Origin of the sequence: Streptomyces sp. NPDC007991 (assembly GCF_042958445.1) — a bacterium.
Classification (GTDB): Bacteria; Actinomycetota; Actinomycetes; order Streptomycetales; family Streptomycetaceae; genus Streptomyces.
The window spans coordinates 594,541-609,310 of sequence record NZ_JBIBJD010000006.1; the positions used below are offsets into that span (position 1 = coordinate 594,541).

At 70.1% G+C, this 14,770-nt stretch carries 13 protein-coding genes; 7 read left to right on the plus strand and 6 right to left on the minus strand.

Annotated elements, in window-relative coordinates:
* Positions 1-52: 52 nt before the first annotated feature.
* Positions 53-1,570, minus strand: a complete 1,518-nt coding sequence (locus ACFZDA_RS20380; RefSeq protein ID WP_391083114.1) for a glutamate-cysteine ligase family protein — start codon at positions 1,568-1,570, stop codon at positions 53-55.
* A 553-nt stretch (positions 1,571-2,123) separates the two neighbouring features.
* Here ACFZDA_RS20380 and ACFZDA_RS20385 point away from each other — a divergent pair.
* The 3 genes from ACFZDA_RS20385 (at position 2,124) to ACFZDA_RS20395 (ending at position 4,564) form a co-directional block, all read left to right on the plus strand.
* Positions 2,124-2,708, plus strand: a complete 585-nt coding sequence (locus ACFZDA_RS20385) for a hypothetical protein (RefSeq protein WP_391083117.1) — start codon at positions 2,124-2,126, stop codon at positions 2,706-2,708.
* A 416-nt stretch (positions 2,709-3,124) separates the two neighbouring features.
* Positions 3,125-3,331, plus strand: a complete 207-nt coding sequence (locus ACFZDA_RS20390) for a DUF5999 family protein (RefSeq protein WP_356923886.1) — start codon at positions 3,125-3,127, stop codon at positions 3,329-3,331.
* 198 nt (positions 3,332-3,529) lie between these two features.
* The gene (locus tag ACFZDA_RS20395; protein ID WP_391083122.1) at positions 3,530-4,564 is read left to right on the plus strand and encodes a substrate-binding domain-containing protein; all 1,035 of its coding nucleotides are present in this window, start codon (positions 3,530-3,532) and stop codon (positions 4,562-4,564) included.
* A 568-nt stretch (positions 4,565-5,132) separates the two neighbouring features.
* Here the strand turns inward: ACFZDA_RS20395 and ACFZDA_RS20400 are convergent.
* The 4 genes from ACFZDA_RS20400 to ACFZDA_RS20415 all read right to left on the minus strand — a co-directional run bounded on the left by ACFZDA_RS20400 (position 5,133) and on the right by ACFZDA_RS20415 (position 9,423).
* A complete protein-coding gene (locus tag ACFZDA_RS20400; RefSeq protein ID WP_391083125.1) occupies positions 5,133-6,197 on the minus strand; it encodes an endo-1,4-beta-xylanase in 1,065 nt (354 codons plus the stop codon).
* Positions 6,198-6,289: 92 nt separating this feature from the next.
* Positions 6,290-7,054, minus strand: a complete 765-nt coding sequence (locus tag ACFZDA_RS20405; protein ID WP_391083277.1) for an ABC transporter permease subunit — start codon at positions 7,052-7,054, stop codon at positions 6,290-6,292.
* 71 nt (positions 7,055-7,125) lie between these two features.
* On the minus strand, positions 7,126-8,124 hold the full coding sequence (locus ACFZDA_RS20410; RefSeq protein ID WP_391083128.1) for an ABC transporter permease subunit: 999 nt from the start codon (positions 8,122-8,124) through the stop codon (positions 7,126-7,128).
* A 6-nt stretch (positions 8,125-8,130) separates the two neighbouring features.
* Entirely contained in the window at positions 8,131-9,423 is a 1,293-nt protein-coding gene (locus ACFZDA_RS20415) for an extracellular solute-binding protein (RefSeq protein WP_391083131.1), read from the minus strand.
* A 451-nt stretch (positions 9,424-9,874) separates the two neighbouring features.
* Here ACFZDA_RS20415 and ACFZDA_RS20420 point away from each other — a divergent pair, with 451 nt between their 5' ends.
* Positions 9,875-11,854, plus strand: coding sequence for an amino acid transporter (locus ACFZDA_RS20420; protein WP_391083134.1), 1,980 nt, complete (start codon positions 9,875-9,877; stop codon positions 11,852-11,854).
* 1 nt (position 11,855) lies between these two features.
* Here the strand turns inward: ACFZDA_RS20420 and ACFZDA_RS20425 are convergent, their stop codons facing one another.
* Positions 11,856-12,455, minus strand: coding sequence for a DUF1707 domain-containing protein (locus ACFZDA_RS20425; protein ID WP_391083137.1), 600 nt, complete (start codon positions 12,453-12,455; stop codon positions 11,856-11,858).
* Positions 12,456-12,583: 128 nt separating this feature from the next.
* Between ACFZDA_RS20425 and ACFZDA_RS20430 the strand changes: the two genes are divergently transcribed.
* From ACFZDA_RS20430 to ACFZDA_RS20440, 3 genes are all read left to right on the plus strand, one after another.
* Positions 12,584-12,979 carry a TOBE domain-containing protein gene (locus ACFZDA_RS20430; RefSeq protein ID WP_391083140.1) on the plus strand — a complete coding sequence of 132 codons (396 nt, stop codon included), beginning with the start codon at positions 12,584-12,586 and terminating at the stop codon, positions 12,977-12,979.
* A gap of 154 nt (positions 12,980-13,133) precedes the next feature.
* The gene (gene modA / locus ACFZDA_RS20435) at positions 13,134-13,937 is read left to right on the plus strand and encodes a molybdate ABC transporter substrate-binding protein (RefSeq protein ID WP_391083143.1); all 804 of its coding nucleotides are present in this window, start codon (positions 13,134-13,136) and stop codon (positions 13,935-13,937) included.
* A complete protein-coding gene (locus ACFZDA_RS20440) occupies positions 13,934-14,764 on the plus strand; it encodes an ABC transporter permease (RefSeq protein ID WP_391083146.1) in 831 nt (276 codons plus the stop codon). The genes modA and ACFZDA_RS20440 overlap by 4 nt, the downstream gene beginning before the upstream one ends.
* Positions 14,765-14,770: the final 6 nt, after the last annotated feature.

Sequence of the window (14,770 nt, forward strand, 5' to 3'; positions counted from 1 at the left end):
ACCGACCTGTCGGATCAGTATGAGGGCAGCGGGACATCGGCCCGGCGGCGCGTCAGCCCAACGGCACCGGCTCCGGCGACCCCACAGGCCAGGTGTGCACCGGCTCCCCCTTGTGCATCAGCTCGCGGTAGCGCCGGGTCGTGGCGGCCAGCGCGGCTTCCCTCGGGTGGCCCGCGTCCAGTGCCTTGTGGAAGGTCGCGGCCTGCCAGCTCGCCCCGTTCACCCTGCGCCGGCACCGCTCCTCGATCACGCCCAGGTACAGATCGCGGTCGGCCGGCTCCACGCCCCACGCGTCCAGCCCGGCCTCGGCGAGCGGCAGCAGTTCGTCGCGGACCAGGCTCACCGCGTCGACCTGTGCGGTGCCGCCGTAGCGGCCGCGCCGGGGCCAGGTGAAGCGGGCGTCGATGCCGTCCTTGCACGCGGCGTCGAAGTTGGCGGCGGCCTCCTCGAACGGCAGCCGGGCCCACACCGGCCGGGACTCCTCGGCGAGGGCGCGGACGAGGCCGTAGTAGAACGCGGCGTTGGCGACGACGTCGACGACGGTGGGCCCGGCGGGCAGGACGCGGTTCTCCACGCGCAGGTGGGGGACGCCGTCGGCGATGCCGTAGACGGGGCGGTTCCAGCGGTAGATGGTGCCGTTGTGCAGGACGAGCTCGGCGAGGGACGGGGCGCCTCCCTGGTCGAGCACCTCCAGCGGGTCCTCGTCGTCGCAGATCGGCAGCAGCGCCGGGTAGTAGCGCAGGTTCTCCTCGAACAGGTCGTACGCCGAGGTGATCCAGCGCTCCCCGAACCAGGTGCGCGGCCGGACCCCCTGGGCCTGGAGTTCGGGCGGGCGGGTGTCGGTGGACTGCTGGAACAGCGGGGGCCGCGACTCGCGCCACAGCTCACGGCCGAAGAGGAACGGCGAGTTGGCCCCGACGGCGATCTGCGCGGCGGCGACCGCCTGGGCCGCGTTCCACACGTCGGCGAAGCGGGCCGGGGTGACCTGGAGGTGCAGTTGCACGGAGGTGCAGGCGGCCTCCGGCGCGATGGACTTGGAGGTGCAGCTGAGGTGCTCCACGCCGGCGATGTCGAGGGTGAAGTCCTCGCCCCGGGCGGCCACGATCTGGTCGTTGAGGAGGGTGTAGCGGTCGACGTCGGAGAGGTTCGACGACACCAGGTCGTCCCGGTCGAGGGTCGGCAGAATACCGATCATCACGATTCCCGCGTCGACCTCACCGGCTTTCCGGTCGGCATATGCCAGTGACGTGCGGAGTTCCTCCGCGAGCCGGTCGAATACCCGGCCACCCACACGGTGTGGGGGAATGTTGACTTCCAGGTTGAACATGGCGAGTTCTGTTTGGAAATCACGGCTCGCGATACGTTCCAGGACTTGCGCGTTCAACATTTTCGGCATGCCGTCGGTGCCCACGAGATTCAACTCGATCTCCAGCCCCATGAGGTTCTTGGGGCGATCGAACCGCTTCTCCGCCAGGAGTCGCTCCAAGCCCGTCAGGCACCGACGGAGCTTGTCGCGGTAGCGCTGGCGATCGGACAGGTCGAACCCGCCTGCCACGACCTTCTCCCCCATCGAAGCGTCCCTCCTCGGATGATGCGGGCCGAAGATCCGGCCGCCGGGGTCCCGGTCAGGTGGAGGATGCCCAGCGAAAGCGATCGATAACGTCCCGGGCGGGCCCGTCGGCCGCTACGCTGGTCACGGATGACCGGTGGCACATTCACTCGGCATGACGCGACGGCCGGGGTTTCGGGGTTGCGCGAACTCGTGAAAAACGCCGACGAGAATGGGCCGACCGCCGTGGGAGCATTCGCCGAGGTCATCGCCGCGCACCCCCGCGGGGAATCGGGATAATTCTCGCGTATCGCCGACCGAATGTACTCTTGTTCTACTCACCGGAAACGGCTAGACGAAACACAGCCTGAACCCGTGTCGTATAAACTCCGCGAAGAAGGCAGAAGGTTGGCGCCCACGGTCGATGGGTCATGCCGTCGAGGCGATGTTCGGCGGGCCCACCCCCCTCTCGTTCTTGAGACCCCGGCCCCTGCCTCTCCGACCCCCGTGAGCTGACAGCGCCGTCCGCCCCCGCCCTCGTGCCACCGTGCCTTGAACTGAGAGGCGACCCACCATGCCGCTGCATGTCCCCCCGGCTCCCGCGCCCGCACTCCGTTCCGTCCTGACTGCGCTCTCCTCTCCCACCGTGGTCCGCGAGGCCCGGACCCCCTCCCTGCTCCGCGCCCAGGGACCCGTCACCCCCGAGCTGCCCCTGCCCGTCCATGTCCTCGACCGCGTCACGGCCGAGGGTGTGGCGGCCACCCGGCTCGCCGGGTGGCGTTTCCTGATCCGCAGCGGCGACCGTGCGGTGGCCGCGGCGGAGACCATGCTGACTCCCGACGGCTGGGCCTTCTCCCGCTTCTTCGAAGGCCCGTACATCGCCTCCACCGAGCGCGCCCTGCGCCAGGCCGAGACGATGTCGCAGCCGTACCAGCCCCGCCTGCTGTCCGTGCCGGGCCTGTACATGCTGACGCTCTGGCTGCACGAGGACTGCACCGCCGACGGCGCCGCCGGCCACCCCACCGCCACCGACCTGCTCGTCCCACTGGCCCCCGCGCCTCCCGGCATCGCGGCCCATCGCCCGCACCGCGTCGCCGAACTGCTCCCGGTGCTCACCCACCGGGTGGCTCCCACGCGACTGCTCGGCTCACCCGCCTGAAGCGCCGCGCCCCGAAGCTCTCCATACGCCGAAGCGCTCCGCGCCCCGTCGCCGAATTCACCGGCGGCGGGGTCGCGCTCTTTTGTCCCGTCACCCTTATTCGCTCATACGAGTACTCAATAGCTCGTACGAGCCGGAAAGGATCACCTGCCCGACCGGACTAGCCTCATTCGACCCCCACGAACCATCCGAAGTGACAGTCCAGTTGGGGTGAACCGTCCGCGCGGGTGATGCGTCATTAAGCTGTGAGAAGCCGTGCCGCGAAATCCCTGCGGATCGACGCCCGTGGGGCAACACTGGGTTCCGACGACTTATCACAACGGGGGGCGGCCATGAACGATACTTCTAGCCGCGGAACAGACACGACAGCCGACTCAGCCACGCCATCCACCACGACTCAGCGAGAGATCCCACCCATGTGCCAGCACCAGACTCCGTGCCCGTCAGCCGACTCCGCCGACCGGGAATCCGCCCGTCTCGTGGCGCACCACCCGGAGCAGGGTTGGAGCCTGCTGTGCAACGGTGTGCTGCTCTTCGAGGACACCGGCGAGCTCCTGCCGGACGGCCGGGTCATCGCCCCGCACCGTCCGCTGGCCTCCAGCCAGGTGATGACGGCCGCCTGAGGCCGTCGGGCGGCGTGACCTCCCGCCCGCAGATATGAGGGGCCGGCCGCAGGAGACCCTGCGAACCGGCCCCGACGCGTGTCCGGGGGCCGTCACTCACCGTCACCGCCATGAACGGGACGGTACGCCTTCCCACGGATGGCCGCTTTCCGGAAGACTCCTGGAAGTTTCGGGCACCCTTCGACGGAGGTGGGGCGAGTGGCAGCACATGAGGCCGTGGCCGGGGGCAAGGTCACGATCACGGAGATCGCCCGGCAGGCCGGCGTGTCCGTACCGACCGTGTCCCGCGTCGTCAACGGCCGGTCCGACGTGTCACCGCAGACCCGGGCCCGCGTCGAGGACCTGCTGCGCCGGCACGGCTACCGCAAGCGCCCCGCGGCCGCGGGCACCCGGGCCGGCCTGCTCGACCTGGTGTTCAACAACCTCGACAGCCCCTGGGCCGTGGAGATCATCCGCGGGGTCGAGGAAGTCGCGCACGCCGCCGGGGTCGGCACGGTGGTGTCGGCCATCCACGGACGTTCGGGCGACGCCCGCGAGTGGATGCGCAACCTCCGGGCCCGGGCCTCGGACGGCGTCATCCTCGTCACCTCGGCCCTGGAACCGACGCTCCACGAGGAACTGCGCATACTCGGCGTCCCGCTGGTGGTCGTCGACCCGGTTGGCTCCCCCGCCCTGGAGGCTCCCACGATCGGTGCCGCCAACTGGTCGGGCGGCATGGCGGCCACGGAACACCTGCTGTCCCTGGGCCACCGCCGGATCGGCCTGATCGCGGGGCCGACGCGACTGCTGTGCTCACGGGCCCGGCTGGACGGCTACCGCGCGGCTCTGGAAGGCGCCGGCATCGCGAGGGACGAGTCCCTCGTCGTCCCCGGCGACTTCCGCCCCGAGTCCGGCTTCACCGCCTGCGAGGCCCTGCTCGGCCTGCCCGAGCCGCCGACCGCCGTGTTCGCGGCCAGCGACCAGATGGCACTCGGCGCGATCGAGGCACTGCGCCGGCGCGGGCTGCGGGTGCCGCAGGACATGAGCGTGGTCGGTTTCGACGACCTCCCGGAAGTCCGCTGGTCGGCCCCGCCCCTGACCACCGTCCGCCAGCCCCTGGCCGACATGGGCAAACTGGCCGTCCGCACGGTGCTCCACCCGACCCACGACGATCACCCGGCCTCCCCTCGGGTCGAACTGGGAACACACCTGGTGGTGAGGGCCAGCACGGCACCTCCGGCGGCACACACCTGACGAACCGACCCCGGTGGCCAGAACGGGGAGGGCACCTCCGGCGGCACGCACCTCACGAATGGGCGCGGCGGTACGAGCTGAAGAAGCCCTGCTGAACCGCGAAGCGCGGGGCGTGGCGGGGCCGGCCCCTCGCGCCGTGGGTGTGGCTGCGGGCAGCTCTCCGGCCCGACACCCCCACGGCAGCGAGGCCACCTCCCCCGGCACGGCGCGCTGCGCCCCCACTGGTCGGCGCAATGCCGCCGCGGCCTTCCGCCAGGCGTGGCCTGCGGCAACCCCGCACCACCTCCGGCCACGGCGCCTCCCCCGCACCACCTCCGGCCACGCCGCCCCCGCCGTACCACCTCCGGCCATGCCCCCCTCAGCCCGCACCGCCTCCTGCCACGCCGCCCGCACCGCCTCCTGCCACGCCGCTCCTCCCCCCGGGCCACGCCGGCCTCCGGCCCCCGCCCCCCAGCCACGCCCACCCCCCGCCGAAGCGGCGCGGTGTGGCCGTAGGAAGTCCCCCCGACCCGGTCTGGATGGCGCCCCGCCCCACATCGCCCCGTACACCGGGGCGCCACCCATCCCCCTACCGCCCCCCGAGTGCCTCCCGCAGCGCGAAGTACGCCGGCTTCGGGGCCAGTTGCTCGTCCCACGGCAGGGCCGCGCCCTCGCCCGGGAAGAACGCCGGGATCCACGAGTACTTGTCCGTGTAGTCCCAGAGGGTGACGCCGACGCAGCGGCGCACCGCCAGGCAGGCCTCGGTCAGGTCCCGGTACCACTCGGCCTGCTGGGTCAGCTTCTCCGCGGTCGCGGGCAGCTGCATCCGTATGTCGACCTCGGTCAGCGCGGTGTCGAGGCCGAGCCGGGAGAAGCGGCGGAGGTTGTCCTCCAGGGTGGAGGGATAGCCGTACTGGAGAGCGAGGTGGGTCTGGAGGCCGATGCCGTGCAGCGGGACGCCCTTGGCCTTCAGTTCCTTGGCCAGCTTGTAGTACGCGTCGCTCTTCGGGCCGGTCGCCTCGATGTTGTAGTCGTTGAGGTACAGCCTGACGCGCGGATCGGCCTGATGCGCCCAGCGCAGCGCGTCGGCGATGTAACCGGGCCCGAGCGTCTTGTAGAAGACCGACTCGCGGTACGTACCGTCCTCGTTGAACGCCTCGTTGACGACGTCCCAGGCGAACACCTTGCCCCGGTAGTGCCGTACCTCGGTCTGGATGTGCTTCTTCAGCACGGCCCTGAGCTCCGGGGCCGTCCACTCCCGCTCGGTGAGCCACTCGGGCAGCTGGCTGTGCCAGACGAGGGTGTGGCCGCGCACCTTCTGCCGGTTGGCGCGGGCGAGGTTCACGATCTCGTCGCCCTGGGAGAAGTCGAACACGCCCTGCCGGGGCTCGGTCGCGTACCACTTCATGCCGTTGCCGGGGGTGATCTGGTCGAACTCGCTGCCGAGCAGGGCCGTGTAGGGCGCGTCGCCGAGCTCGGGATTGTCCGTCGCGCTGCCGAAGTAGCGGCCGTGCCGCTGGGCGAGGTCGGCGAGGGTCGGTTCCTTGCCGTGCTCCTCGGCGGCCTGGGCCGCGGGGCCGGTGGCGATGCCTGCGAGCATCAGCGCGGCGGCGAGCGCCCCGGTGAATCTGAGCCGTGTGGCGATGTTGCGCATGGTGCGACTCCTCACGATCGGGATGGGAGTCCCCTGCTCGCGGGCTGCGCCGGGAGCAGGGGGATGTGCGCCGTACGTTCCGCGGGCGCGCGTCAACCCTTCGTCGCGCCCGCGGTGAGCCCGCCGACGAGCTGACGCTCGGCGACCGAGTAGAAAGCGAGGGCGGGGACCATGGCCAGCACCAGATAGGCGAAGACCTTGGCGTACTCCGCGGAGTACTGCCCCTGGAACTGCTGCACGCCGATCGGCAGGGTCCACCACTGTGAATCGGTGAACACCAGCAGCGGCAGGAAGAAGTTGTTCCAGCTGGTGACGACGGCCAGCACGGACACGGTGCCGAGCGCGGGCCGCGCCATGGGCAGCAGCACCCGCCAGAAGAAGCCGAACGAGCTGCAGCCGTCGAGCGTCGCCGCCTCCTCCAGCTCACCCGGGATCTGCCGGAAGAAGCCGCGCAGGATGATGATGGTCATCGGCAGCCCGTAGGCCGCCTGCGGGAGGATCACTCCCAGCGGGTTGTCCAGCAGGCCCAGGGAGCGCAGCAGCAGGAACAGCGGCAGGGCCGCCACCGCGAAGGGGAACATCAGCCCCATCGTGAACAGGGTGAACATCACCTCACGGCCCCGGAAGGCGAACCGCGCGAAGGAGAAGGCCGACAGCGCGGAGACCGCGACGACCAGGACGGTCGTGCCCACCGCGATCAGCGTGCTGTTGCCGATCAGCCGCCAGAAGTCCCCCGAGCCGAGGATCTGGGTGTAGTTGGAGGTCACCCACGACTCGGGCAGGCCGACCGGGTTGCGGGAGAGCTCGTCGGTGGTCTTGAAGCCGGAGAGCGCGGCGTACAGCAGCGGGACGGCCATGACCGCGCCGACGAGGACCAGGACGAGGTGCAGGGGGAGGTTGCTGCCCCTGCGGGATGTCCGACTGTGCGTCACTTTCCCTCTCCCCGCATGGTGGTCGTGGCCCCTTCCAGGTCGCGCCGGAGCACGAACCGCTGGTAGGCGAGGGCGAAGACGAGACTGATGCCGAACATGACCACGCTGATCGCGCTGGCGTAGCCGACCTGGTAGCGCTTGAACCCGTACTGGAACATGGTCACGGCCATGGTCTCGGAGTGGTGGTCCGGTCCGCCCGCGGTGGTCACCCAGACCAGGTCGAAGAGCTGGATGGCCCCGATGACCGACAGGAAGACGCTGATGCGCAGGGTGGGCGCGAGCAGCGGCAGCGTCACGTTGCAAAAGCGCTGCCAGGGGCCGGCCCCGTCGATGAGCGCCGCCTCGGTCAGCTCCCTGGGGACGGCCTGCAGCCCGGCCAGGTACAGCATCATGTGGAAGCCGAAGTACTTCCAGGTCATGACCAGGAACAGCGTCGCCATGACGGTGGACGAATCGGCGAACCACTCCCCGCCCAGCCCGTCAAGGCCGACCTTGCCGAGGACCTGGTCGGCGAAGCCGTCGTCAGGGGCGAAGATCATGCCGAAGAGGATTCCGGTGATGGCCTCGGACAGGACGTACGGGGCGAAGAACAGCATCCGGTACACCGCCCGGCCGCGCATCCGCTGGTTGAGCAGGACGGCCATCGCGAGCGCGAACGGCAGCTGGACGAGGAGCGACAGCACCACCAGGACCAGGCAGCGCCACAGGTCGCCCAGGAAGACGTCGTCCTGGAAGAGCCGGGTGAAGTTCTCGCCGCCGATGTAATCGGAGGGCATGCCGAAGCCGCCCCAGCGGAAGAACGCGGCGTACAGCGCGAAGAGCATCGGCAGCAGGACGAACCCCATGAACAGCACCAGGGCGGGCAGTTGGAAGCCGGCCGCGGTCAGCCAGTTCAGCGCCCGCCGCCGGGCCCGGCTCCGGGACCTGTCCGTGGCCGGGGGCCGGGGGCCGGCGTCGCGGCTGGTCCGTTTGTCCGGCAGGAACGTGGAGGTCATCGCCGGTTACTGCTCTTCCTTCGTGGTCTTCGTGATCGACTGGGCGACCTGCTCCGGAGAACGGGAACCGGCGATGAGCGCGGCGACGCTGTCGTTGACCTCCTGTCCGACGGCGGGCGCGTACGCCTGGTCGAGGTAGAGCTGGAAGCCGGTGGCCTTCTTCAACTGCTGCTGTACGGCCTTGATGTTGGGGTCGACGATGGCGCTCTCGGCCGCCGGGACCACGGGGAGGGTGCCGGTCTTCTTGACCAGTTCCAGGTCGGTGGCCTCGGATGCGAAGAACTTCAGGAAGTCGACGGCCTCCTGCGGGGCGCCCCGGCGCAGGGCGTGCCCGCCGCCTCCGCCGAACACCTCGGTGATGGCGCCCTTGCCGCCTTCTACCGCGGGGAAGGGGAAGAACCCGAGGTCCTTGCCGAGTCCCTTGCCCGCGTCGGCCTGCACCACGGGCGCCCACTGGCCCATGAGCTCCATCGCCGCCTTGCCGTTGCCGACGGCGGCGGCCTGGCCGGTGGGGCTGGAGTAGGCGGCGCCGAGGAAGCCCTTCTGGAACGGCTGGAGGCCGACGAGCTCCTTGAGGTGCTCTCCCGCCTCGACGAAGGGGGCGCCGGTGAAGTCCTTGTCGGTGTAGGCCTTCTCCAGGGCCTCGGCGCCGGCGGTGCGCATCGCCAGGTAGGCCCAGTAGTACATGCCGGGCCACTTCTCCTTGCCGGCCAGCGCCAGGGGCGTGACGCCGGCGGACTTCAGCTTGCGTACGGCGTCGAGGAAGCCGTTCCAGGTGGTCGGGGGTCCGCTGATGCCGGCCTTCGCGAAGAGCGCCTTGTTGTACCAGAAGCCGATCATGCCGATGTCGAACGGGATGCCGTAGGCCTTGCCGTCGATCAGGTACGGCTCCCTGGCAACCGGGAGCAAGGCGTCGCCCCAGGGCTTGGTCCGGTCCGTGAGGTCCTCGACGAGTCCGGCGTCGACCTGCTGCTTGAGCACGCCGCCGCCCCAGGTGTGGAAGATGTCGGGCAGCTTCCCGGAGGAGGTCAGGGCCGTCATCTTCGACTTGTAGGCGTCGTTCTCCATCTGGACGATCTTTACCTTGACCTTGGGGTTCTGCGCCTCGAACTTCCGGGCGAGGGCGGCCCAGACGGTCTTGGCCGGCTCGGTGGTGGAGATGTTCCACCACTCGATCGTGGTCGTCCCCGACGACCCTCCGCCCGAGTCCCCGCCGCATGCGCTCAGTGTCGTCATTCCGAGACCGGCAGCGGCGGAGGCCGCCAGGAAGCCGCGGCGGGACAGTGCCGGGTCGCCCATCATGCGCTCCTTGGGTACGGGACGGCGCTCCCGCGTCCGTCCACTGGATCGAAAGTTTCGGAAGAGATCCAGAAAGCTTCGTTGATGCCGCACCCTAGAGACAGGCGCCAAACACTGGCAACCCCTTGTGCACGGTGAATCTCTCGCCGACGCACGAGGCGTGACTTGCGACAGCCCCTCCAGCAGCACCAGTCCCTTCGACGAGAGTCGGGGAAGGCTACGAATGTTTCGACTGGCTTCGCGAACGTTACGAAGACGCACTGTAGGTGTCGCCGACTCCGGCGACAAGAAGGCCGATATCCAGCGGAAGACCGAGGTCCTCGGTCTTAACGGAAGCTTGACGCCCGCAGTGACCTCATCCACAGGCCACCGCATCACGCTCCGCTTAGGCTGACCGGGCCCGTCCAGTGATGGCCGGAAACCCCGCTGAACCGCACATCGGAGCACGTCGATGGCCACCACTGAGCACCCGTCACTCAGCCGTACGGAGCCCTCTGCATCCAGTCGCCTGCGTGACTGGATGCTGGAGGGCCTGTCCGACATGGGCAAGGGCGGCGGCCACACCGGACCCCACGCCGCACCGGAGCCCCCGCACCAGGGCCGGCGCTGGTGGCGGGTGATGTGCCTGACCGGCGTCGACTACTTCTCCACGCTCGGCTACCAGCCGGGCATCGCGGCCCTCGCCGCCGGGCTGCTGTCGCCGGTCGCGACGATCGTGCTGGTGATCGTCACCCTGGCGGGCGCCCTGCCGGTCTACCGCCGGGTGGCGGAGGAGAGTCCGCACGGCGAGGGCTCGATCGCGATGCTGGAGCGGCTGCTCTCCTTCTGGCAGGGCAAGCTGTTCGTGCTGACCCTGCTGGGCTTTGCCGCCACCGACTTCCTGATCACCATCACCCTGTCGGCCGCCGACGCCTCGACCCACCTCGTGGAGAACCCGCATCTGACCGGCGTCCTGCACGACCGCCAGATGCTGATCACGCTCGTCCTCGTGGCGCTGCTCGGCGCGGTGTTCCTCAAGGGCTTCCTGGAGGCGATCGGCGTCGCGGTCGCCCTGGTGGGCGCCTACCTGGCGCTCAACGTGGTCGTGGTGGTCGTCGGCCTCTACCACGTCGTCACCGCGGGCCATGTGGTCACCGACTGGGCCGACGCCCTCACCACCCAGCACGGCAATGTGTTCGTCATGATCGGCGTGGCCCTGCTCGTCTTCCCGAAGCTGGCGCTCGGCCTCTCCGGGTTCGAGACCGGCGTGGCCGTGATGCCGCACGTCGAGGGCGACCCAAACGACACGGAGGACCGGCCGGCCGGCCGCATCCGCGACACGAAGAAGCTGCTCACCACGGCCGCCCTGGTCATGAGCGGCTTCCTGATCACCAGCAGCTTCATCACCACCCTCCTCATCCCCGAGAAGGAGTTCGAGCCGGGCGGCCAGGCCAACGGGCGCGCGCTGGCCTACCTGGCGCACGACTATCTGGGCAACACCTTCGGCACCGTCTACGACGCCTCGACGATCGCCATCCTGTGGTTCGCCGGCGCCTCCGCGATGGCCGGTCTGCTCAATCTGATGCCGCGCTACCTCCCCCGCTACGGGATGGCCCCGCACTGGGCCAGGGCCGTCCGCCCCATGGTCATCGTCTTCACACTGATCGCCTTCCTCGTCACCTGGATCTTCGACGCGGACGTCAACGCGCAGGGCGGCGCGTACGCCACCGGTGTGCTGGTGCTGATCAGCTCCGCCGCGATCGCGGTGACCATCGCCGCCCGCAAGGCCCGGCAGCGGAGCTGGACCATCGCTTTCGCGGTCATCTCCGCGGTGTTCCTCTACACGACCGTCGCCAACGTCATCGAGCGTCCGGACGGTGTGAAGATCGGCGCCTGCTTCATCGCCGGCATCATCCTGGTCTCCCTGCTGTCCCGGCTGGCCCGGTCGTTCGAGCTCCGCGTGACCGGCGTGGCGCTGGACGACATGGCGGAACGCTTCGTCCGGGACATGGCCGGCCGCCGGATACGGTTCATCGCCAACGAGCCCGACCGTCGCGACATCGCGGAGTACCGCGACAAGGTCGAGCAGATTCGGCACGACAACGACGTACCCGGACAGGAGGACTTCGTCTTCGTCGAGGTGACGGTCACCGACCCGTCCGAGTTCGAGGCGGCTCTGACCGTGCGCGGCGAGGTGCTCCACGGCCGCTACCGCGTCCTGACCCTGGAGTCCTCCTCCGTCCCCAACGCCCTGGCCGCGCTTGTGCTGTATGTCCGCGACACGACCGGCCGCATCCCGCACATCTACTTCGAGTGGACCGAAGGGGGCCCCTTCGCCAATCTCCTGCGCTTCTTCCTCTTCGGGCAGGGCGAGGTCGCCCCGGTGACCCGCGAGGTCCTGCGCGAGGCGGAACCGGACCGCAAGCGGCGGCCGAAGGTGCACGTGGGCTGAGTCAGCCCTGCGGTCTGCGCCGGCCGAAGCCCCTGCGGGGCGGGCGCACCACGATCTGCCCGTAGTCGATCTCGCCGGTGATCCGCACGCGCAGCACGACCGGAGCGTCGGCCGCCGCCCCACGCGCCTTGATCCGGGAGTAGTTCGTCACCAGCCCGCCGGTGTCCACCACGACCCCCGGCCGGGTCAGCAGCTTCAGGGAGCCGGCCAGCAGGTCCAGGTCGATGTCCAGTGTGTCCCGGATGATCACCGCGTCGGTGAAGTCGAGCGTCACCTCGCCCCACGCCGACCGGATCTCCAGCCGCCGCGGCACCACCCAGCCGTCACCGCGCCGGGTCGAGGATCCCTCCTGGGCGATCCGGACGACCTCCTGCGCCTCGACGCCGGACTCACCCACCGCCTCGGGCAGATCAGCGGTCAGCACGGCGAGTTCGCCCACGGTACGGGCGGACAGCGCGATCTCCAGCCGCTCGTCGAGCTCCTCCCACGTCAGCCGGCCGTCACCCGCGGCGACGCGCAGCATGTCCACCACCCTGTCCCGGTCCGCGTGCGAGGCCCTTACTTCGGGCGGTCCACCGGTACGCGAGAGGTCCCACGCCATCACATCACCCCGATCTCCCCGGGCACGGCATCCGGCCCGCCCACTCGAGAACTAACGCTATATCGCGTTATACCCAACGGCCAACCCTGCATCCGCCGTTCCCGCCGCGCGCCCCTATCGTGACCGGCATGCAGTCCTACACGATCGGCCAGGCAGCACGACTGCTCGGCGTGAGCCCGGACACCGCCCGGCGCTGGGCGGACGCGGGCCGCATCACCACCCACCGCGACGAGGCCGGGCGGCGGCTCGTCGAGGGACGGGACCTGGCCGCGTTCTCCGTCGAACTCGCCAAATCCGGCGCCCCCGAGGAGGACACCCCGTACACCTCGGCCCGCAACGCCTTCCCCGGCATCGTCACCGCGATCAAGCTCGGTGACGTCGCCGCCCAGGTGGAGATCCAGGCCGGCCCGCACCGCCTCGTCTCCCTGCTCACCCGCGAGGCCGTCGAGGAACTGGGCCTGGAGGTCGGCATGGAGGCGACGGCCCGCGTGAAGTCGACGAACGTCCATATCGACCGGGTCTGAGGGCCATGGAAACGCACATACACACCCACGGTCCCTCTCACCCTCGCTCATGCGAATCCACAGCGGACTTCCCCCTCGCAGATGCGTCAGTATGATCGACGTATCGGAGGAGTCTGCGGGCTCCTCCCCCGCACACCGAGGGAGTGGCACCCAGATGACCCGTTCCGCGCACCGGACACGCCGGATCCTCCAGGTCGCCGGGGTCTGCGCAGCCGCGCTGCTGACGCTGAGCGCCTGCTCCTCCGCCACGGGCTCGGGCAAGGGCTCCTCGCCGGCGAAACCCTCCGGGACGATCACCGTCTTCGCCGCCGCCTCCCTGCAGGAGAGCTTCACGGCCCTGGGCAAGACGTTCGAGAAACAGCACCCCGGCACGAAGGTCACCTTCAGCTTCGGCGGCAGCGACACCCTCGCCGCCGGCATCACCGGCGGTGCCCCGGCCGATGTCTTCGCCGCCGCCAGCACCAAGACCATGGCGACCGTGACGGACCGGCAGGACACGGCGGCCACGCCGGTCACCTTCGTCCGCAACCGGCTGGAGATCGCCACGCCGCCCGGCAACCCCGACCGGATCTCCTCCCTGAAGGACCTCACGAAGGCCGGTCTCAAGGTCGTCCTGTGCGACAAGACCGTGCCGTGCGGTGCCGCCGCCCAGAAGGCGCTGGATGCCGGCGGCCTGAAGCTGACCCCCGTCTCGTACGAACAGGACGTCAAGAGCGCCCTGACGAAGGTCGAGCTGAAGGAGGCCGACGCGGCCGTCGTCTACAGGACCGACGTGCGGGCAGCGGGTGACAAGGTGACGGGCGTGGACTTCCCCGAGTCGGCCCAGGCCGTCAACGACTATCCGATCGCCCTGCTCAAGAACGCACCCAACCCCGTGACGGCGAAGGCCTTCGTCGCACTGGTGCGGTCCCCCGAGGGCCAGAAGGTGCTGTCCGAGGCCGGGTTCCTCAAGCCGTGACCGACACACTGGAAAGCCGCCCCCGCCGCGATCGCCACCGCGGCAGGACCCGGCCGGTGCCGGTGCCCCTGCTGGTACCCGCCCTGATCGGCCTGGCGTTCCTCCTCCTGCCCCTGCTCGCCCTGCTCGTACGGGCGCCCTGGCGCAGCCTCCCCGAGCAGCTGACGAGCGCCGAGGTGTGGGAGGCACTCCGGCTGTCACTCGTCTGCGCCACGGCGGCGACGGGCCTGAGCCTGGTCGTCGGCGTCCCCCTGGCCTGGCTGCTGGCCCGCACGCGGTTCCCCGGCCGGGGTTTCGTACGGGCCCTGGTGACGCTGCCGTTGGTGCTGCCGCCGGTGGTGGGCGGTGTGGCCCTGCTGCTCGCCTTCGGGCGAGGCGGCGTCATCGGGCAGTGGCTGGACTCCTGGTTCGGGATCACCCTGCCCTTCACCACGACGGGTGTCGTCCTCGCCGAGACGTTCGTGGCGATGCCGTTCCTCGTCATCAGCGTGGAGGGCACCCTGCGGGCCGCCGACCCTCGCTACGAGGAGGCGGCCACGACCCTGGGCGCCTCCCGCTTCACCGCGTTCCGCCGGGTCACCCTGCCGCTGATCGCGCCGGGCATCGCGGCCGGAGCCGTCCTGGCCTGGGCCCGGGCCCTGGGCGAGTTCGGCGCGACGATCACCTTCGCGGGCAACTTCCCGGGCCGCACCCAGACCATGCCGCTGGCGGTCTACCTGGCCCTGCAGAACGACCCGGCGGCGGCGATCGCCCTGAGCCTGGTCCTGCTGGCCGTGTCCATCACGGTCCTGGCAGCCCTGCGCGACCGCTGGATGACGGCCTCCTGACCCCTG